The 20,312-nt window shown below is 43.2% G+C and carries 17 protein-coding genes; 15 read left to right on the top strand and 2 right to left on the bottom strand.

Going from position 1 to position 20,312, the window contains the following annotated elements:
- Window positions 1-224 precede the first annotated feature (224 nt).
- The 9 genes from galE to NE665_RS02725 all read left to right on the top strand — a co-directional run bounded on the left by galE (window position 225) and on the right by NE665_RS02725 (window position 10,559).
- Window positions 225-1,235, top strand: coding sequence for a UDP-glucose 4-epimerase GalE (gene galE, locus NE665_RS02765; protein ID WP_178760188.1), 1,011 nt, complete (start codon window positions 225-227; stop codon window positions 1,233-1,235).
- A gap of 83 nt (window positions 1,236-1,318) precedes the next feature.
- Window positions 1,319-2,467, top strand: coding sequence for a helicase-related protein (locus NE665_RS02760; protein WP_178760187.1), 1,149 nt, complete (start codon window positions 1,319-1,321; stop codon window positions 2,465-2,467).
- 1 nt (window position 2,468) lies between these two features.
- The gene (locus NE665_RS02755; protein WP_178760186.1) at window positions 2,469-3,137 is read left to right on the top strand and encodes a phosphoribosyltransferase family protein; all 669 of its coding nucleotides are present in this window, start codon (window positions 2,469-2,471) and stop codon (window positions 3,135-3,137) included.
- 27 nt (window positions 3,138-3,164) lie between these two features.
- On the top strand, window positions 3,165-3,362 hold the full coding sequence (locus NE665_RS02750; protein ID WP_009274214.1) for a cold-shock protein: 198 nt from the start codon (window positions 3,165-3,167) through the stop codon (window positions 3,360-3,362).
- A 352-nt stretch (window positions 3,363-3,714) separates the two neighbouring features.
- Window positions 3,715-3,912, top strand: coding sequence for a cold shock domain-containing protein (locus NE665_RS02745; protein ID WP_009274215.1), 198 nt, complete (start codon window positions 3,715-3,717; stop codon window positions 3,910-3,912).
- 166 nt (window positions 3,913-4,078) lie between these two features.
- Window positions 4,079-4,807 carry a collagen-like protein gene (locus NE665_RS02740; protein WP_178760185.1) on the top strand — a complete coding sequence of 243 codons (729 nt, stop codon included), beginning with the start codon at window positions 4,079-4,081 and terminating at the stop codon, window positions 4,805-4,807.
- Between the two features lie 317 nt (window positions 4,808-5,124).
- On the top strand, window positions 5,125-7,473 hold the full coding sequence (secA, locus tag NE665_RS02735) for a preprotein translocase subunit SecA (RefSeq protein ID WP_233104511.1): 2,349 nt from the start codon (window positions 5,125-5,127) through the stop codon (window positions 7,471-7,473).
- 1 nt (window position 7,474) lies between these two features.
- Window positions 7,475-8,573, top strand: a protein-coding gene (gene prfB, locus NE665_RS02730) for a peptide chain release factor 2 (protein WP_178760183.1) whose coding sequence is annotated in 2 segments (ribosomal slippage) — window positions 7,475-7,546 and window positions 7,548-8,573 — 1,098 coding nt in all. Because the reading frame shifts where the segments join, the coding sequence is not laid out codon by codon here.
- Between the two features lie 255 nt (window positions 8,574-8,828).
- The gene (locus NE665_RS02725; protein WP_118654540.1) at window positions 8,829-10,559 is read left to right on the top strand and encodes a GH25 family lysozyme; all 1,731 of its coding nucleotides are present in this window, start codon (window positions 8,829-8,831) and stop codon (window positions 10,557-10,559) included.
- A 160-nt stretch (window positions 10,560-10,719) separates the two neighbouring features.
- Here NE665_RS02725 and NE665_RS02720 read toward each other — a convergent pair whose 3' ends face one another.
- Entirely contained in the window at window positions 10,720-11,886 is a 1,167-nt protein-coding gene (locus NE665_RS02720; RefSeq protein ID WP_118654541.1) for an iron-containing alcohol dehydrogenase, read from the bottom strand.
- An 18-nt stretch (window positions 11,887-11,904) separates the two neighbouring features.
- Complete coding sequence (locus NE665_RS02715; RefSeq protein WP_117442131.1) at window positions 11,905-12,672, bottom strand: DeoR/GlpR family DNA-binding transcription regulator; 768 nt, start codon at window positions 12,670-12,672, stop codon at window positions 11,905-11,907.
- A gap of 335 nt (window positions 12,673-13,007) precedes the next feature.
- Here NE665_RS02715 and NE665_RS02710 point away from each other — a divergent pair, with 335 nt between their 5' ends.
- The 6 genes from NE665_RS02710 (at window position 13,008) to NE665_RS02685 (ending at window position 19,953) form a co-directional block, all read left to right on the top strand.
- Complete coding sequence (locus tag NE665_RS02710) at window positions 13,008-14,339, top strand: Na+/H+ antiporter NhaC family protein (RefSeq protein ID WP_117442132.1); 1,332 nt, start codon at window positions 13,008-13,010, stop codon at window positions 14,337-14,339.
- A 24-nt stretch (window positions 14,340-14,363) separates the two neighbouring features.
- Entirely contained in the window at window positions 14,364-15,569 is a 1,206-nt protein-coding gene (mtnK, locus tag NE665_RS02705) for an S-methyl-5-thioribose kinase (RefSeq protein ID WP_117442133.1), read from the top strand.
- Between the two features lie 203 nt (window positions 15,570-15,772).
- The gene (locus NE665_RS02700) at window positions 15,773-16,825 is read left to right on the top strand and encodes a s-methyl-5-thioribose-1-phosphate isomerase (protein WP_117442134.1); all 1,053 of its coding nucleotides are present in this window, start codon (window positions 15,773-15,775) and stop codon (window positions 16,823-16,825) included.
- Between the two features lie 15 nt (window positions 16,826-16,840).
- On the top strand, window positions 16,841-17,830 hold the full coding sequence (locus tag NE665_RS02695) for a 2-hydroxyacid dehydrogenase (protein WP_117442135.1): 990 nt from the start codon (window positions 16,841-16,843) through the stop codon (window positions 17,828-17,830).
- Window positions 17,827-19,263, top strand: coding sequence for an FGGY family carbohydrate kinase (locus tag NE665_RS02690; RefSeq protein WP_117442136.1), 1,437 nt, complete (start codon window positions 17,827-17,829; stop codon window positions 19,261-19,263). Before NE665_RS02695 ends, NE665_RS02690 begins: the two co-directional genes overlap by 4 nt.
- A gap of 15 nt (window positions 19,264-19,278) precedes the next feature.
- Window positions 19,279-19,953 (top strand): class II aldolase/adducin family protein, encoded by a 675-nt coding sequence (locus tag NE665_RS02685; protein ID WP_117442137.1) that lies wholly within the window; start codon window positions 19,279-19,281, stop codon window positions 19,951-19,953.
- Window positions 19,954-20,312 lie beyond the last annotated feature (359 nt).

Below are 20,312 nucleotides of genomic sequence, written 5' to 3'. Positions count from 1 at the left end.
GGCCTTTTTCATATGAGAAAACCTGTAGATTATCTGGTGGATATTTAACAGTACGAAATGCTAAAAGCATACGTCACATACAGAAGGTATGCTTTTTATGTAATTTCAAGATGATGGATCTATTTGAAAATTGGTTAATTTTACGATATTTTTACACGGTTTTTTGTTAAATGTTTTTGATTATGCTATAATGGAACGGTGAAAAGCTAAGGGAGGAACCACATATGAAAATCTTAGTAACTGGCGGTACCGGATTTATAGGCAGCCATACGTGCGTCGAATTGATAGAAGCCGGTAATGAAGTAGTGATTATTGATAACCTGTACAACTCACAGGCCGATGTTATTGATAAGATTAAAAGTATTACTGGTAAAACAGTTGCATTTTATGAAGCAGATTGCTGTGATGAAACTGCTCTTGAGAAAATTTTTAATGAGCATACGATAGATGCGGCAATTCATTTTGCTGGATATAAAGCAGTCGGAGAATCTGTACAGAAGCCGATTATGTATTATCAGAACAATCTGATGTCTTTACTGGCACTATGTAAAGTGATGGCAAAGCATAATTGCAAGCGACTTGTTTTTTCATCTAGTGCTACGGTTTATGGAAATCCGGCAAGCGTGCCGATTTATGAAGATTTCCCTCTGGGACCTACGACAAATCCTTATGGAACAACCAAGCTTATGATTGAACAGATATTAAAGGATCTTTACACTTCTGATCATGAATGGAATATTGCTCTGCTGCGTTATTTCAATCCAATTGGAGCACATAAGAGCGGATTGCTTGGAGAAAGTCCGAATGATATTCCGAATAATCTGATGCCATATATCGTAAAGGTTGCGAATAAGGAACTGCCGTATCTCCATGTATATGGAAATGATTATGATACTCCAGATGGTACCGGCGTACGAGATTATATTCATGTTGTCGATCTTGCGAAAGGTCATGTCAATGCAGTTAATAAGGTTATGGAGCCAATCGGTGTTGATGCCTATAATCTGGGAACAGGAATCGGATACAGCGTGCTGGACGTTGTTAACACGTTTGCAAAGGTGAACAATCTGGAGGTACCGTATCAGATTGATCCAAGACGTCCGGGTGATATTGCACAATGCTATGCTAGTACCGATAAAGCATTGAAAGAACTGGGCTGGAAAGCAGAGAAGGGGCTGGAAGAAATGTGTGCAGACGCATGGCATTTCCTTCAGGTTGAAAAAGAATCAAAATAGGATATGAAAAGCAGAGTGTAAAAATTCTGCTTTTTTTAGGACTTTTACCACCTTCCTACGTATATAACTATGGAGGTGATTTTATGCAATGCCTGCGTTGCGGAAATACGGAGGAACGTTATTTTTACAAAGATATGAAAGGCTGGTACTGCCGTAAGTGTATCATGTTTGGAAGAATCGCGGTAGGAGAGCTTCCAAAGCGGAAACCGATAGATAGAAAAGTGATTCATGCGGACTATCAGCTGAACTATCCGTTAACGCCTGCTCAGAAGCAGTGTGCTTCACAGATTGTGCAATATCTTGCGCGTGGACAGGACGTCCTTGTCTATGCAGCCTGTGGGGCAGGTAAGACAGAGCTGGTGATGGAGGCCATCCAGCAATCTCTTCGTAAAGGCTGTAAAGTCGGATTTGCTATTAGCCGCCGCCAGGTCGTGCTGGAAATTCGTGACCGTATGCAGACTGCCTTTTCCGGTTTGAAGGTCATTGCGGTTTGTGAAGGCTATACAGATGTCACTGAAGGTGATTTGATTATCTGTACCATGCATCAATTATACCGCTATCATGCCGCATTTGATTTGCTTATCATGGATGAGGTGGATGCTTTCCCATACCGTGGTAACGACGTGTTAAAACATATTGCCACGCATGCCTGTATCGGTAACCGTCTATATCTCACCGCAACTCCGGATGAGGAAATGCTTTCGGAAGTAAAGAAAGGAAATCTTCAGATGGTGGAACTGTTTCAAAGGCCGCACGGCTATCCCCTCATTGTGCCCAAGGTACGTACAGCTCTGCCTTCTATGCAGCTGCTATTTCTTATCCGGTTTCTGAAAGAGCAGCATAAAGAGCATGCACAGACACTGGTGTTTGTCCCCACCATTGCACTAGCAGAAAAAATGAGTCACTGGCTGCGAATACTGTTTCGCTGCACATCCTTTACATCAAAAACCGTGGATAAGGAAGCTGTTCTCAAAAAATTTCATGCGCATCATTATGAATGTCTGATTGCCACAACCGTCTTAGAGAGAGGAATTACAATCAAGGGGATACATGTTGTCATTTATCAGGCAGACCATCCCGTTTTTAATGAGGCCAGTCTTATACAAATGATCGGTCGTGTGGGAAGAAACATAGAAATGCCCACAGGAAGGGGACTGTTTTTATGTACGAAAAAAACCAGAGATATAGAACGCTGTATCCGTGCGCTACAGCTTATGAATGGGAGGCACTAGTATGAAAGAGCAATGGTGTCGTCTATGTATGGAGGATATAACGAAGAAACAGACATTGTTTGAATTTATCAGACAGGATTCTCTGCTGTGCGGAGCTTGTCATGCTCAGCTGGAGGCTTTGAATAAAACAGTTAAGCTGGGAGACCTTCCCCTGCACATAGCATATGTATATAATGACTTTCTGGAAAATATGATTTTTCAGTATAAGGAAGGACTGGATACTGCGCTTCGTGATGTGTTTTTTCATGATATCATGAAAAAAATAAGCGATAAATTTCGACATTATACTGTCGTTTTACTGCCATCTAGTAATGAGAAAACTGCAGAGAGAGGCTTTTTGCCAGTAAAGGAAATGCTGCATGACTGCCAATTACATATAATAGAACCGTTTTATAAAACCTGTAATCACAAACAATCCCTGCAGAGCTTCGCAAATCGCAGAAATATTTCCCAGGTAATAAAAAAGAAACCAAATGTGGAACTGCCGAAAACAAAATTACTGCTTGTTGATGATGTTGTTACAAGTGGGAATACAATTCGTTGTGCATATGATTTACTGAAGGAGCATACATATAAGATAGAGGCACTTACGCTTTGTGCGAATCCCCGCTTTGTCGAATCCTGCGATAAAAAAGATTTGAAAAGAAAGGGGATGTTCTCTATACTTTGACATAGATACAGGAAGGTGAAGTCAGAAATGAAAGGCAAAGTAAAATGGTTTAATGCTGAAAAGGGTTATGGATTTATTAACGGAGAAGATGGAAAGGATATTTTCGTACATTATTCTCATATTCAACAGGAAGGATATAAATCACTGGAGGAGGGTCAGGAAGTGACCTTTGATGCGGTGGATTCTGATAAGGGTCTGCAAGCCAGAAATGTAGAAAAAGCATAATTGGACGGTCGGGAATGCTATTGTATTATCCCGACTTTTCCTTTATGACGATAAGTAAAAATGGAAGATGAGATACAAAAGATGAATGGATATGGATATGCTGGGAACCTGGAAATTTTATATCACTTCACCTATATAACATCTTTCAACATACGTTCTAATAATGAAAAATATTTCTGTTTATATGTAATATTTACACAAATATGAAAATTTGTTTAAAAATAAGAAACATATTACAAAATCATGATAATTTTTTCAAAAAGTTCACAATTTTTTAATTGATTTTCACTTGTAAAATGTCTATAATGGTGGTATGCAGCGATAAGCATAGAAAGGTATAGGATTTGAAGCAATGCGAGGAAAAGTAAAAATGTTTAACCAGGAAAAAGGATACGGATTCATCACTTTAGAAGATGGAAAAGATGTATTCTTCCACTATTCACAATTAATGATGGAAGGTTTCAAAACAATTGATGCTGATGCAGAGGTTGAATTTGATGTAGTTGAAACTGACCGCGGCCTGCAGGCTCATAACATCGTTAAGGCGTAAAAAAACAGAATAACCGTGACCCTAATGAAAAAAAGGCTGTCATGGTTATTTTTTTATGAAAGAGAATACGACATAATAGGGAGATGACAGCTACCGAGGATATATGTTTAACATACTCTGGAATGACCATAGAAATTTACAGTGGTTATGAAAAGAGGTGAGAAATATGTACTATGATGAAAATGAATGTTGTGGCTGCTTTGATTGCAGCTGTGATTGCTGTTGCGAGGGGCCACGTGGCCCCAGAGGCTTTCGAGGTGCTACGGGAGCAACAGGCAATACAGGAAGTACAGGAGCAACGGGTCCAACGGGCATAGGAAGCACCGGGCCAACAGGAGTGACCGGAGCAACAGGCAATACAGGAAACACGGGAGCAACAGGTCCAACGGGCCCTGGAGGCAATGGTGTTGACTGCTCATGTGTTCAACAAATGGTCAATATATTGTTACAGATCATTCAGCTATATCCAAGCGACACAATCATTGTTGCAATGGAAAGTGGCAATAATGCCAGTGGTCGTGCCGGTTCTCTATTATCATCTCCTGATTATGATTATGGCCTGCTACAGCTCACGAATGCACAGGGTGTACCGCAAGAGGCTGTATCAATTTGTCGCATTGCATCTGTGCGTATTACAAGTTCAGTATACAACGAAGCTATTACGTACCTTCCTGCGCCTGTACCAGCTCCTACCGGCTGTGGAGCTGCATGTGAAAGTGCTATCCGTTCATATCTTCCAACAGGTACCACAGGTGTAGACATTAACGCCGGTGGTCAGACAGTAGGAAAAGGTACTGTAATCAGGAATGAATTTGGAATGGTGGTACTGGTGGGACCAAACAACAGTGATCCGACATTTATATCTACATGCAAGGCTGAAATCATTACAAAATAAATAAGCGAAAGGGGACAAAATCCAGACATGCTTGAGAATGTCCCTTTTCCTGCTTGATTTTCTTGGTTTCTATTGAAACAAAATGCTCTTCTATTATAAATAATGATACATAAAACTATATCCGACGGCTTACGTAAACGAATACGCGGACAGGTTGTTCACACAAATGTTATGGAAAAAAGAAACAAAATGTAAATTCTTCTGAAATTGCCTGTATTCTGTGTTATTGAAACACACTTTGTGTTACAATAGATAAGGCTATATGAAGTTTTTAAAACAGGCGATATAAACTTATAAAGAAGTATGGAGGGTCTTAAATGGCTAATTTTATCGAACGTTTATTAAACGGTGAAAAAAAGACATTGCATAATCTGGAAAAGACTGCTGACAAGGTCATGGCACTGGCCAATGATATGGAAGCGTTAAGTGATGATGCATTGAGAGAGAAAACACAGGAATACAAACATAGATGTGAAGAAGGGGAATCCCTTGATGATTTACTGGTTGAGGCCTTTGCCACTGCGCGTGAGGCTGCACGCCGTACGATTGGCGAGTATCCGTATAAGGTACAGATTATGGGTGCGGTCGCAATGCATCAGGGCGATATCGCCGAAATGAAAACCGGTGAAGGTAAGACGCTGACCTCCACCATGTGTGTTTATCTGAATGCTTTAAGCGGCAAAGGTGTGCATGTTGTTACTGTCAATGATTATCTGGCAGGCCGTGATGCGGAATGGATGGGACAGATTTACCGATTCCTGGGCTTAACTGTTGGTGTGAACTCACGTCCACTGACGCCTGCACAGAAGCGTGAAGCATTCAACTGTGACATTACCTATACAACAAACTCTGAATTAGGCTTTGATTATCTGCGTGACAACATGGTAACCGATGTGAAGGATCGTGTACTGCGCGGCTTGCATGTCGCAATCGTCGATGAGGTCGATTCCATTCTGGTTGATGAATCCAGAACACCGCTCATCATTTCCGGTGGTGCGAAGAAAACGGCGAACCTGTATCTGCAGGCAGATGCTTTCGCAAAGCGCTTAAAGGGCGATGATTATGAAATTGATGAAAAAACACGCCAGATCATGCTGAGTGAAAAGGGTGTAAGCGTCGCAGAGCGTTATTTCAAAATTAAAAATCTATACGATGTCGATCATACCCAGCTCGTTCACCATATCACACAGGCATTAAAAGCAAACTATATCATGAAAAATGAGGTAGAATACGTGGTTCAGGATGATGAAATCGTCATCGTTGACCAGTTTACCGGACGTACAATGCCAGGACGTGCATATTCCGATGGTCTGCATCAGGCAATCGAAGCCAAGGAAGGTGTATCCATCAAAGAGGAAACAAGTACCCTTGCGACCATTACCTATCAGAACTTCTTCCGTCTGTATGACAAGCTGGCCGGTATGACCGGTACGGCAAAAACCGAGGAAGAGGAGTTCCTGGATATTTATAATATGCGAGTAATTGAAATTCCTACAAACAAGCCAGTACAGCGTATTGATTATCCGGATGCAATCTTCGCCAATCCAAGACTGAAATTTGCCGCACTGGTAAGAGAAGTAAAAGAGCTGTATGAAAAAGGACAGCCGGTACTGGTTGGTACGATTTCCGTAGAAACCAGTGAGCTGGTTCATGAATTGCTGAAAAAGGAACGGATTCCTCATGAAGTTCTGAATGCGAAAAACCATGCGCGAGAAGCGGAAATTATCGCAAAGGCAGGGCGACCTAAATCTGTGACCATCGCAACCAATATGGCAGGCCGTGGTACCGATATCAAGCTGACCGATGAATCCCGTGCGCTTGGCGGTCTGGGTGTTCTTGGCAGTGAGCGCCATGAATCCAGACGTATTGACAATCAGCTGCGTGGACGAAGCGGCCGTCAGGGAGATCCTGGATTTTCACGCTTTTATGTATCCTTAAAGGATGAGCTGATGATTCGGTTTGGCGGCGATAAATTTGAAAAGCTGTTTGAATCTATGGGCGATGCACAGATTGAATCCAAAATGGTTACAAAATCCATATCCCAAGCACAAAAGCGTGTTGAGGGCTATAACTATGATGTTCGTAAGCAGCTGCTGGATTATGACGATGTATTGCGTAAGCAGCGTGAAATCATGTATGAACAGCGAAACTTTGTTCTGGAAAATGATGATGTGCACGGCATTGTACGCGATATGATTGACCGTGTTATCGACAGTGTGGTAGATGCCAATGTGGATCATACCCGTCATGATGAAAGCGTGGACTATGCAGGTGTTCTGCAGGGGCTGGAGCTGCTTGGGCTGGAAGAAAAGGACAATCTGAAGCTGGAGGAAATCCAGGGTAAGGAAAAGGATGACGTAACAACATATTGTGCAGAGAAAATCTTCACATTATATGATGATAAAATCAAGGATATCCGTGATGAATTTAAGCAGTTTGAAAAAACCATCGTACTGCGAAACATGGATCGTAACTGGATAGAGCACATTGATATCATGGATAAGCTGAGAAACGGTATTCACCTGCGCTCTTATGCACAGAATAATCCTTTACAGGCCTATATCCAGGAAGGATATGAAATGTTTGAGGAAATGCAGGCACGTATTGCACGTGAGGTTGTATTCTTCGCTCTGAAGGTACAGGTAGAAAGAAAAGTGGAAAACTAATATGGAACTATACGAAATTAAACAGGGGGTGAACACTCATCAGGCGAAGCTTGCACAGCTTGGTGAGTCACTTTGACTTAGCTGAAAAAAAACATAAGATTCAAGAGCTGACGAGCATGACGCTGCAGGATGATTTCTGGAGTGATTCACAGCATGCGCAAACACTGATACGGCAGCTGAACGGTATCAAGGATATTGTGGAAAGCTATGAAAGGCTGAACAGTGCGCTGGAAGGGCTGGAAGAAACACATGATCTTTTGAAGGAAGATTATGATGATGAAATTTTTGAGCTGTTTGAAGCAGAGTATTTGGAGATGGAAAAGAACTTTGATGATTTTGAAATTAAGATTCTTCTATCTCATGAATATGATCACTCCAGTGCAATCCTGGAACTGCATCCGGGAGCTGGCGGAACAGAGTCCTGCGACTGGGCGGATATGCTATATCGCATGTATTCCCGCTGGGCTGAGAAAAAAGGCTTCAAGGTCAGTGTACTGGATTATCTACCGGGAGAAGAGGCAGGGATCAAATCCGTGACTTTCCTTGTGGAAGGGGATATGGCCTATGGATATCTGAAAGCGGAAAAGGGTGTTCACCGTCTGGTGCGTATATCACCGTTTGATTCCGGTGGAAGAAGACATACGTCCTTTGCTTCTCTGGATGTTATGCCACAGTTTAACAATGAGATTGAAATTGAAATCAAACCGGAGGATCTGATTGTGGAGACCAAGCGTGCCAGTGGAGCCGGTGGTCAGCATATCAACAAGACCGATTCTGCAGTCCGCATGGTGCATAAGCCGACCGGATTGGTAGCTACCTGCCAGAATGGACGAAGCCAGCATGAAAACCGCGAAGAGGCGCTGCGTGTTTTGAAAAGTCGTCTATATCAGAAGATGATTGAGGAACAGGAAGCCCGACTGGCGGAAATTAAGGGTGAGCAGAAAGCCAATGAGTGGGGTTCACAAATCCGTTCCTATGTATTCCATCCGTATTCCATGGTGAAGGATCACAGGACCAGTTGTGAAACCAGTGATGTACAGGGGGTTATGGATGGCGATCTGGATGCGTTTATCTTCGCATATTTAAAAACTCAGATTTGATAAATCACGTACAATGTCAAGAAAAGGGGAGCTTCCCCTTTTTGTCATTTGAAATATAGTTTACATAATTTGTAAAATAAGGAAATTGAGATGTTCATGTGATTATTACGATTTTCTTAAGAATTCATGTGAAGGCTTTTAAACATCGCATTTTTAATACATAGTTAGTTAAATGATGTTAATAATTCATAAAAAAATGTAGAAATTAGCTACAGGGATGTTATACTTATATAGAAATAGAAAGGGGTACTGAATTTGAGAAAACTTTTAGTCACATTGCTGGCAGCCGGTCTTTGTCTGACAGGTGTCCATGCACAAGAAACAGAGAATACTGACGGTTCTGTAACCAATACAGATGCAAATGAAATTAAGACAGTTACAGCTGATACATATCAGCCTGTCGGTGAAATGGATGGAGCTGAGAATGCTGCCATGGGAGACGGTACGCCACAGCAGCCGCAGCCAGAATACAGAAGCAGATCAGCAAATGCCCGCTTGATTGCACCTACTTGGGGGTTAAACGGAACAACGAAGACCTTTACATATACAAAGAATGGACAAAGCGTTGTTGTAGAAAATCCAAAACAGGTAGTTGATGTCTCTGAGCATGATGGTAAAATAAACTGGGAAAAATTGAAAAGTGAGGGAATTGACGGCGCAATTCTTAGAATCGGATGGGGTGTCGGATATACAGATGAATATTTTGATTATAATATAAACGAATGTAAACGTCTGGGAATTCCTTATGGTTTATATCTATACAGCTATGCATATGATGCTAACTTTGCCTATGCAGAAGCGGAAAGTACTATCGAGCGTTTACAAAGCTATGATCTGACTGATATGTCTTATCCTATTTATTATGATATAGAGGCGTTCAAGGCATATAATCATGATGGAGCAACGCGTGTGCCACCAAAGGATGTCAATACGTATGAAAGTATTATTAAAACATACGTTGATAAAATGAACAGTGCAGGTTATAGTGGAAAAGTGCACGTTTACAGTTATCGCAGTTATTGTCAGAATCAGCTAAATTCTGCCTATATTTTAGGACTTACTTCATGGATTGCAGAATATGGTAGCTATCTGGCGTTTGATAATCCGTATTATACGGGAGACAGTGGATGGCAGTATACATCGGAAGCTGATTTTGAAGGTATTACTCCAGAAAATGTAGATGTTAGTATGTTTACAAATACCCTGCTGAGTCTGCAGACACAAAGTCCTGCAAATCTTACAGCTACGGTAGAGGGAACAAATATCAAGCTGACTTGGGATAAGGTTCCTTACAATACGAGATACCGTGTATATTATCAGACAACAGATGATGGCGAGTGGAATTATCTGACATCTCAAACCGGAACTTCCTATACCTTTAAAACGGGAACCTCGGGAGCATCCTACCGCTTCGTTGTCAGAACAGCAAATCTTATAAATGGCGAATATAAATTCAGTCAGGCAAGCTTCAGTAATCGTCTGACATATCCGCAAAAAAAGGCGCAGGGCTTCTATAATCTGTCTAGAAGAGTACGAGTATTCTCATCACCGAATGCTGCAAATTACAATCGCTATGATCCATTCAAGAAAAAATGGATGGGAAGCATGAAAAATTACAATAACAAACCGCTGCTTCTAACAAGAGAATATGTGAATGAAGAAGGTACTTCTTACTGGTCAGCCTATTATAATGGGAAATGGATTGGTTATATAAATTCCTACGCATTGAAAAACAGTGTCAAAAAGGATACGTATTTTGGATGGGGAGAAAATAATGCTCGAGTCTTTAATACACCGAATCCACAGAAATACTGGCTTTATAACGCACCGGCAGATAAATGGGTGAAGCGAATGACTGGTTATCGTAATCAGAAATTTACAATCAAACGTTCTCTTGCCAGAGCAGATGGAAGCTTGTATTATTCCTGCTATATTGGAGATAAGTGGATAGGCTACATCAATAGCTGGGGATTCCAGAATCAATAAGGAATGATAAGGTATTTGCAAAGGCATGTATATAATGTACAGCTGATGCAAATGCCTTTTTCATTGCCCCGCATTTAATCAAGGAAAACATATTGTGCTATCAGAACAGTAAAAAGCTTTGCAATCACGGAACCTGCATTCGTGATTACAAAGCTTTTTTTTATAACGCCATCTTCAATATATCCATAATAATTTGTTTATTCAACGCCACATAATGTCCAACACAGTCTTCACCATTATGTGTGGCCCGATTAGCCATCTCCTCAAAATGTGCATCATCGATTCCCATCTCATGCAAGGTGGTTTTCAGATGCAGCGACCGGAAAAATTCCTCCAGCCTCTCCGCAAGGATATAAGCCATATCTTCTTTTGTGTAAACAAATGGATCGACATCAAAAATTCTGCTAGCCAGCTGCGCCAGCTTATCCGGATGATGCGCAGCCATGTAGCGGGCCCATGCGATAGTTACAACAGCCATACCTTCTCCATGCGTAATTCCATACTGTGCACTCAGCTCGTGTTCAATACGGTGCGCCCCCCAATCGCTCTCTCTGCCGATATCCAGCAAATTATTGTGCGCGATAAAGGCGAGGCACTGTACCTCAGAACGCGCATGAATGTCATCCGGCTGCTCCATCAAACGGCGGGCATTCACCATGAGTGCCTGCATTGTGCCCTCCAGCATATAATCTGTCGTATCAACATGCTCCGTATTGGTGAAATAGCGCTCCAGCATATGAGAGAGAATATCCGCAATTCCAGCTGATGTTTGATAGGGTGGAAGCGTTCTGGTATACTCTGGATTCATGATAGCAAATTTCGGAATGATACAATCGTATTCAATACCGCATTTGTGCAGCCCATTGGAAATGATCGAACAGTTGGAGCATTCGGAGCCACTCGCAGGAATGGTGGTAATAACACCTATTGGTACAGCTGTTTCAGGAACGGCAGCATATTCAAAGAAATCCCACACATCATGCTCATAGGGGATCCCTGCGGCCACTGCCTTTGCTGTATCGATCGAGCTGCCTCCACCCACGGCAAGGACAAAATCAATCTTTTTTTCCTTTCCCAATGCAATCAGCTCACGTACAAGCTCGATTTTCGGATTCGGAACAACACCGCCCTCTTCATAGAAGGCGATGTCGCTTTGAACACAGGTATCACGAACAGCATCCCAGATACCAAGCTCTTTGATAAAATCTCCGCTGTATACCAGCAAAAGATTTGAAACATGAAATTCCCTGAACAGATCAGGAAGCTGATCCAGTGCATGATCGCCAAACAGAATCCGTGCAGGATTGTGATACGTAAAATTTCTCATGATGTCCTCCTATCGTATTTACGAATAAATAATTTCGATAGATGACTTTCTGCAATACTCCTCCCATGTCTCACTCAGTGGTTGATCGGTTATCAGCAGGTCAACTGCTGCCAGTTCATAAAACAGGACGTCCGATATGGAATCAAACTTCGTATGATCGACAATCAGAACTTTATAGTGGGAATTTTCCAGCATATGCTTACGCACCTCTGCCTCATTCAGATTGTTATCGGAAAGGCCATGCTGCAGATGCAGTGCCGGACAGGAGATAAAGGAGATATCCGCAAAATTCTGCTTCAGCGTATCCGTTGTCCGATACCCGGTAAAGGATGCAGTTGCCCGATGAAGCTGTCCACCTAGACAAATCAGATTCACATTGGATGACTGTGAATTAAACAGAGAACTGATACGCAGCGAATTGGTGATCAATGTAATACATTTTCCGGATGAGATAATTGCCTCCGCAAGCTTCAGACATGTCGTGCTGGAATCCAGCATAATGACAGAATGATCCTTGATGATATCCACCGCCTTGTCTGCCATCTGTTCCTTTTCACTGGCGAAGAATGATTCACGTAATTCAATCGGTACACCCTTGTCGTATTTATCCGGCAGATAGGCACCTCCATGTATCTTGTTGAGCTTACCAGCCGCTTCCATTTCCTTGATATCCCGGCGTATTGTCTCTTCTGAGCAATCCAGCACCTTACTCAGCTCGGAAACAAGAACACTGCCCTTTTCATGCAGCTCCTTTTCAATAAACAGCTGCCGTTCTAGCTTTAACATACGTCTTCCCTCTTTCTTATCGTAATATTTCTATGAATATTATATAAGTTTATTTGGAAATGGTCAATCATCCTCCTTCAAAATCCCATATTATCAAACAGAAAGTCACATCGACATCTATAATATAACAATATCCAACATAAAATGCAAGGATAACCACAGATAAAACAACAAAAAGCAACATAAAAGTGTTGACATGTGACTGAATATGTTGTATTTTCGTTGTAGGGGGTTTCATTTCGGTCAGAAAACAATATTTGAGAAGGGAGGGTAGCACAGGACAGCTGCCGAGGATGAAGCTACTTAAATAATCATGTGATACTTGAGGAGGTACTATGAAAAATGAAAAGAAAGGCAGCTTTCTTGGATTGCTGCCGCTGATTGTATTCCTTGTTGCGTACATGGGTACGGGGCTAGGTACAGGAAGCTTTGACAACATGCCGCTGATGACGGGAATCGCCATCGCATCCGGAGTCGCATTACTGTTAAACAAAAGAGATAAGAAAACACCATTTGAGGAAAAAATTGCATTGTACTGTAAAGGAGGCGGAGAAGAAACCCTGATTCTGATGGTTCTGATTTTCCTGCTAGCCGGAGCTTTCGGCGGAGTCGCAAAGGGAATGGGGGCCGTTGACTCTATTGTAAATATGGGACTTACTATTCTTCCCGGAAATCTGATTCTGCCCGGAATCTTCCTGATCGGCTGTCTGTTGAGCTTCTCCATGGGAACATCCATGGGAACCGTTGCCGCACTCATGCCGATTGCAGTTGATATATCCAATAAAACGGGCATCAATGTCTGTCTGTTAGCCGGAGCCGTTGTCGGCGGTGCGATGTTTGGAGATAACCTTTCCTTTATATCCGATACGACGATTGCCGCAACGAGAACACAGGAGGTGTCCATGAAGGATAAATTCAAAGCGAATATACTCATGGTTCTGCCTGCCGTAGTCATCAATGTGATTCTGCTCGCTATCCAGTCAGGAGGCGATGTGAGTCTTGGAAATATCGGTTCCTTCAGCTTTGTGAACATAATTCCATACATTTTGGTCATTGCCTTGTCCCTGGTCGGTTTAAATGTTGTAGTCGTGATGATTATCGGTATTTTATCCGGAGTGGTCATCGGATGCTTTAATGGCGGGTTTACCCTGATACAGTCGCTTACGATTATTCATGACGGTGCCATCGGTATGGAGGATATGGCACTGATCGCTGTCATGGTCGGCGGTATGGTAGAGCTGATGAAGCACTTTGGCGGTATGGATTTCCTGATGAATCAGCTGACCAAAGGGGCTAAATCATCCAAAGGCGGCGAGCTGTCTATTGCGGCTCTGGTAAGTCTTCTAGATATTGCGACTACCAACAATACGATATCGATTATCGCAGCCGGTCCGATTGCCAGAGATATAGCGGATAATTTCCATATCTCAAGATCGCGTGTCGCAAGTATTCTGGATCTGTTCTCCTCCGCATTCAACGGTCTGTTGCCATATGCCGGGCAGCTGCTGGTAGCCGGAGGTCTGGCGAATGTATCACCAACCGCTATCATGGGCTATAACTGGTATTCCATGCTGATGATTGTCTTCGGAATCGTCTTTATCATTATCGGATTTCCGAAATTTAAGGATATCAGAACGAAAAAAGAACAAATTGAAACGGAAGCATAGAACGAATATAAGGTGGAAATGTATATGAATAACTATGAGCATCACATGTTGCTGGATGTGGAGGAAGTAAAATGCTATGTCACCTCCAAGCTGCAATACTTTCAAAAGGGTGAGGTGCTGCAGGCAGAGGAAATCGGTGATGGAAACATCAATTATGTTTTCCGTGTATGGAATCCGGATAGTGGAAAATCCATCATCATAAAGCAGGCAGATAAATACCTGCGCTCATCCGGAAGAGCGCTGGATGTATACCGTAATAAGATTGAAGCGGAGATTCTCAAACTGGAGGGGATGCTGGCAGAGGGCTTTGTACCAAAGGTTTATGCCTATGATGAAGTAATGTGCGTGCTGGCAATGGAGGATATCTCGGCCTATAAAAATATGAGGAAAGAGCTGATGGAAGGTCGAGTCTTTCCCCACTTTGCAGAAAATATTGCAGAATTTCTGGCACGGACACTTCTGCCGACAACAGATTTGGTGCTGGATCGGGCAGTGAAAAAAGATAATGTCAAGCTCTTTCTGAATAAGGAGCTGTGTGATATTACCGAAGATCTTGTGCTTACAGAGCCATATGATAATTACAAGAATCGTAATATCGTATTACCGGAGAATGAGGAGTTTGTGAAAGAATTTTTATATGAGAATGAACTGCTGAAAGCCGATGTTGCCCAGCTGAGAGATCGTTTTATGAACCATGCGCAGGCACTGGTGCATGGAGACCTGCATTCCGGATCCATCTTCATCAATGAGCATGGAATAAAAATCATTGATCCGGAGTTTGCATTTTACGGACCAATGGGATATGACATCGGAAATGTGATTGGCAATCTCTTCTTCGCCTGGGCGAGAATACAATTCATAGAACCGCAGCATACAGAATTTCTCACCTGGTGTTGCCATGCCGTGGCAGATACGATTGATCTGACCATGGAAAAGCTGCCGAAGGTTTATGAACAATGTGTGGAATGTCCGCTGTATCGTACAAAGGAATTTAAACAGCACTATCTCAGAGAAATCATGAACGATTCCCTTGGCTATGCTGGTACGGAAATTATTCGCAGGGTTGTGGGTGATTCCAAGGTTATGGAGGTCACCTCGATCAAAGAGATAGATAAGCGTGTAGCCTTTGAACGTGCATTACTGAAAATGGGAATCTGGCTGATACGGAATCGAAAGGTGATTTGTGAGGGAATGGAAGTAAGTGAACAATTTAAAATGATTTGTTCATAGAGCAGATGATTTTGAGAGATTGTGTGTATTGCTTTGGGCATATACGGTGCAACAGAACATCCACACGTTCTCTGCATGCAGGCATGCCTGTGTTTGCTTTATAAAGTAAGGAGCTTAGTACAGCACGCTGATGAGATAGATAGAGGGCGCTGCATGCTGCGCGCTATGAGGGGATAACAACGATAAGGAAGGAAGCTGATACAATGGAAAGACAGGATAAGGGGCTTGCATATCTGCTGCAATATGAGCATGTGGCATGGTTTGAAAACGGTATGGTTCGTATACTGGATCGAAGAATTTATCCGAGTGTTATCCGCTATGTGGAATGTAAGGATTATCGGGAGGTCGTTCAGGCGATACGGGACATGGTGACGCAAAGTGCCGGGCCGTATACGGCAGCCGGTATGGGGATGGCACTGGCGGCGTGGCAGATACGAAATGCAGACCAGAGGGAGCAGAAGGAATTTCTGAAGACTGCAGCTGAGGATATCGCTACAGCCAGAATTACGACTGCGAACCGCTACCGTGTCATAACAAACGGATGCCTGCAGGCAGCCTATGCGGCAATCGATCGGGGGGAGAATGCGGTAGAGGCCATCATACAAAGAACACTGGATTCATTGAATCGCAGATATGCGACAATGGAAAAGGTAGCGGAATATCTGGTTGATCAGATACCGGAGGGTGGCCGTGTGCTGACACAGTGCTTTGGAGAAACGATTGTAGGTATGATGTGTCGCGTTGCACAACGCAGAAACCGACTGGTGGAATTTTATCATGCGGAAACAAGACCCTACCTGCAGGGTGCTCGGCTGACCTCCAGTGTATGTCATGAAATGGGCTTCTCCTCAACGGTGCTTACCGATAATATGGTTGCCTATGCAATGGAAACCAAGGGGATATCCCTGTTTACCTCTGCAGCAGATACGATTGCCAGAGACGGACATATTGCAAATAAAGTCGGAACCATGCAGATTGCAATTCTGGCAAAATATTTCCATATCCCGTATTTTGTGACAGGTATACCGGATGCAGATAAGCGCAGCAAAGCGGATATCATAATCGAGGAACGCGATCCGCAGCAGGTACTCTGTTATCGCGGTATCAACAATACCCTGCCCGGTGTTAAAGCGATTTATCCATCCTTTGACATCACTCCACCCTATCTGATTGATGGTGTTATAACAGATAAGGGTGTATATAGTGCATACGATGTTGCAGCTTATTTTGATGAAGCTGTATCGCAGTTTTATTGATAAGGAGGTCGGTTTATGAAGGTTTACGTACGTGCTCCCATGTCTGAAAGCAGACTGCAGGAGCTGCAGGAGCTGTTTGAAGAGGTGGTATATGATCCATGGAATAAAACAGGAGAACGCTTTTATGAAAAAGAAATGCTGGAGGCGCTGAAAACGGTACAGCCGGATATTTTGATTACGGAGCTGGATCGCATCACGGAAGCTGTTTTATCCAACTATAAAGGACTAAAGGTGATTGGTGACTGCCGTGCAAATCCAGCAAATATTGATGTAGAGGCATGTAGCGCCCATGGAATACCGGTTTTGTGTACTCCGGCCCGCAATGCAACAGCTGTAGCGGAAATGCTGGTGGGGATGCTGATCGCCTATATGCGCAAGCTGCTTCCTGCAACTGCATGGATCAGGGACGGACAATGGATAGAAGGAACAACACCGTATTATACATGGATGGGGAATGAGCTACATGGCAAACACGTTGGTTTTGTCGGCTTTGGAGCTGTGGGGAAAGCGGCTGCACACCTGCTGGATGCATTCGGGTGCAGTATCAGCTATTACGATCCATATGTCAATGATACGCCATATACAAAATGTGAGCTACAGGAGCTGTTTGCCACATGTGATATCATTTCCATTCATCTGCCGGTACTGCCTGCTACAGAGAAGCTGATTTCAAGAGACTTGCTGTATACGATGAAATCGGATGCTGTTTTTGTGAATACCGCAAGAAGTGCTGTCGTAGATATGGAAGCATTACAGGACATTGCTAAAGAGAAACGCATTAAGGGAATTCTTCTGGATGTGCTGAACAGCGAGCCGCCATTGTCAGATGATTTGAAAATTATAGAAAATGACAACGTTCTGTTGACACCGCATATCTGTGGAGCAACCTATGAAGTTACAGACCATCAGTCGGATATCATCACGGAGCGCTTAAAGGCCTGGAAAAAACAGGAGCAGCTGGAGCGGATCGTATACAATTATCACTCCCTGAAGATGCCGTTATGAAGCATTACATGATCGTGGATATTGGAACCGGTAATTCAAGAGTAGCTCTGGTTCGTGAGGATGGCGTGTTGATTTGCGTGAAAACCTTTGAAAATATCTATTATATTGATGATGCATATGAGGATGCGCAGTATTTTGACCCTTCGTATTGGAAGCGTAACATCTTAGGGCTTTGTCGGGAAATCATCGGTATGTATCCAAATATCAAGATCGATGCCATATCCTCCTCCGGCGCCAGAGAAAGCATAGTCCTCATCAATCGGAAACAGGAAGACTTCTATGGACTTCCCAATATTGATAACCGGGGTAGAGCGTGGATGGCAGAGATAGAGAAGGACGGGATCTATGAGAAAACAGGGCGCTGGGTTACAGAGGATTTTCCTGCCGCCAAGCTTATGGGCCTGTCGAAACGCAGAAAAGAAATTTTCGATCAGGTACAAACCTTTACAAGTCTGAGCGAATGGATTGGCTATGTTTTATGTGGAAAGCTCGCCATCGAGCCTTCGCAGGCTTGTGAAACACAGCTGTATGATATCGGTACCCAGCAATGGAGCGAAGAGCTGATCAAGCGGTTCAAGCTGGAGCAGCTTACGATGCCGCCCCTGCTGCATGCCGGCTCTCTTCTGGGGCTTGTCAAGGAGGATATGAAGGAGCAGCTTAAGATCGCCTATGACATTCCCTTTCTTGTAGGTGGGGCAGATACGCAGGTGGCAGTGCTGGGAGCCGGTATGCAGGAAGGGGATATTGCTGTTGTATCAGGAACAACGTCTCCGGTGGTGACGCTGAGAACAGAACGATACTGTGATCCGCAGGAGCGCTGCTGGACGGATTCCTGGTTAAAGGGAAGCATGTATCAGATGGAAACAAATCCCGGTGTAACAGGATTGAACTATCAGCGCATACGAAATCTGCTCTTTGACGGTGTGAGCTATGAGGATCTGGAGGCAGCTTTGAAGGAAGTAACCAGCATAAAATGCACCGCATCCTTTTCCTCTCTGGATTTTGAACACGCCTGTGGCTATAAAAACGGCGGCTTCTTCATGCGCCCGCCATTCCGCGCCGATTTGCATCGAATAGATCTAGCATGGGCGCTGGTGGGAGATATCGCCTGCTCTATTTCTTATCAGTATCGACAGCTGCTGCAGATGCTGCCGATACAGCATGATAAGATTCTGGGCTGCGGTGGCGGTTTTCAATCGGATATGCTGTGTCAGCATCTCAGCGATCTGACGCAGAAGGCTCTGGTACTGCCGGATCATTTCCATCAGGCATCTATTATGGGCTGTGTGTCTGTATGCAATTCTTATTGGAATATTCATACAGACACAAATGAGCGTTCATACAAAATCTATAAACCGCAAAAGGGATCGCTCATACAGGAGTATTATGAAATATGGAAAACAAATCGAGATAGAGTGAATACGACGGTATAAGGAGGAAAACGAAGTATGTTAATGGAAAAAGAACGACAGGAAATTGTAGATTACGGGAAGAAAATGAGCTCTGCCGGTTTGTCGAAAGGAACATCAGGCAATATCAGCGCCTATGATCCTGTGTGTGGTTATATGGCGATTTCACCATCCGGATTGGATTATTTTGAAACCGCTGCCGAGGATATTGTCATTCTGGATTTGAATGGAAACCTTATAGAGGGAAGCCGGAAGCCATCCAGTGAGCATGCACTGCATGCGACAATTTATAAGCTTCATCCGGATGCGCGAGGTGTGGTGCATGCACATTCTACCTACTGCACAACCTTTGCATGTTTGAAGCAGCCAATTGAAGCTGTACATTATCTGCTTGCTGGAGCGCAAACATCTTGTGTACCCTGTGCTGATTATGCAACCTACGGCACAGAGGCGCTGGCGGAAAAGGTGAGTGAAGCAACGGGGGAAGGACTGGCGATGCTGCTGGCAAATCATGGTATGGTGGCCTATGGCCCCTCTTTATCAAAAGCCTTCAACGTTGCGGAAAACGTGGAGTGGGTTGCGGAAATTCAATGGCGTACCATGTGTGTTGGAAAACCGGCGGTCCTGAGTAAAGAGGAAATTGATGTCGTGATCGAAAGCTTCAAGACATATGGGCAGGTAGAAGAAGGAGCGACAGGCAAGGGCGGATATTAAATGGCACATATCATATATATGGAAAGCATTTAAAATGCATATAGCAACTAGTTCATAAAAAATGGGTAACCGCAAACTTGGAAAAGCAAAAGGGATTGATTTCATTATTTGAATAGGAAATTGATCTCTTTTTTTTTGCTGTAACGATGAAATCTGTAGGGGGATATCGATGGGGAGTATCTTTTGTATGTTAAAATTTCTGGAAGGATTCTCTGACGGCTTGTTTAAAGTGGGACTATAGAAAATGCATTCCTGTTTCATAAACGTGAAAATAATCTATAAATTTTCTTGCGATTTCATTTTTTACATATGTTATAATTTCGGGTAGCGAACATAGGAAAAGCTCGCAACAGGAATAT

The sequence above is a fragment of the Clostridium sp. DFI.1.208 genome (assembly GCF_024463855.1).
Classification (GTDB): domain Bacteria; phylum Bacillota_I; class Bacilli_A; order Erysipelotrichales; family Erysipelotrichaceae; genus Clostridium_AQ.
The sequence above is the reverse complement of the archived record's forward strand: the minus strand, read 5'-3'. Positions and strand labels throughout refer to the sequence as shown.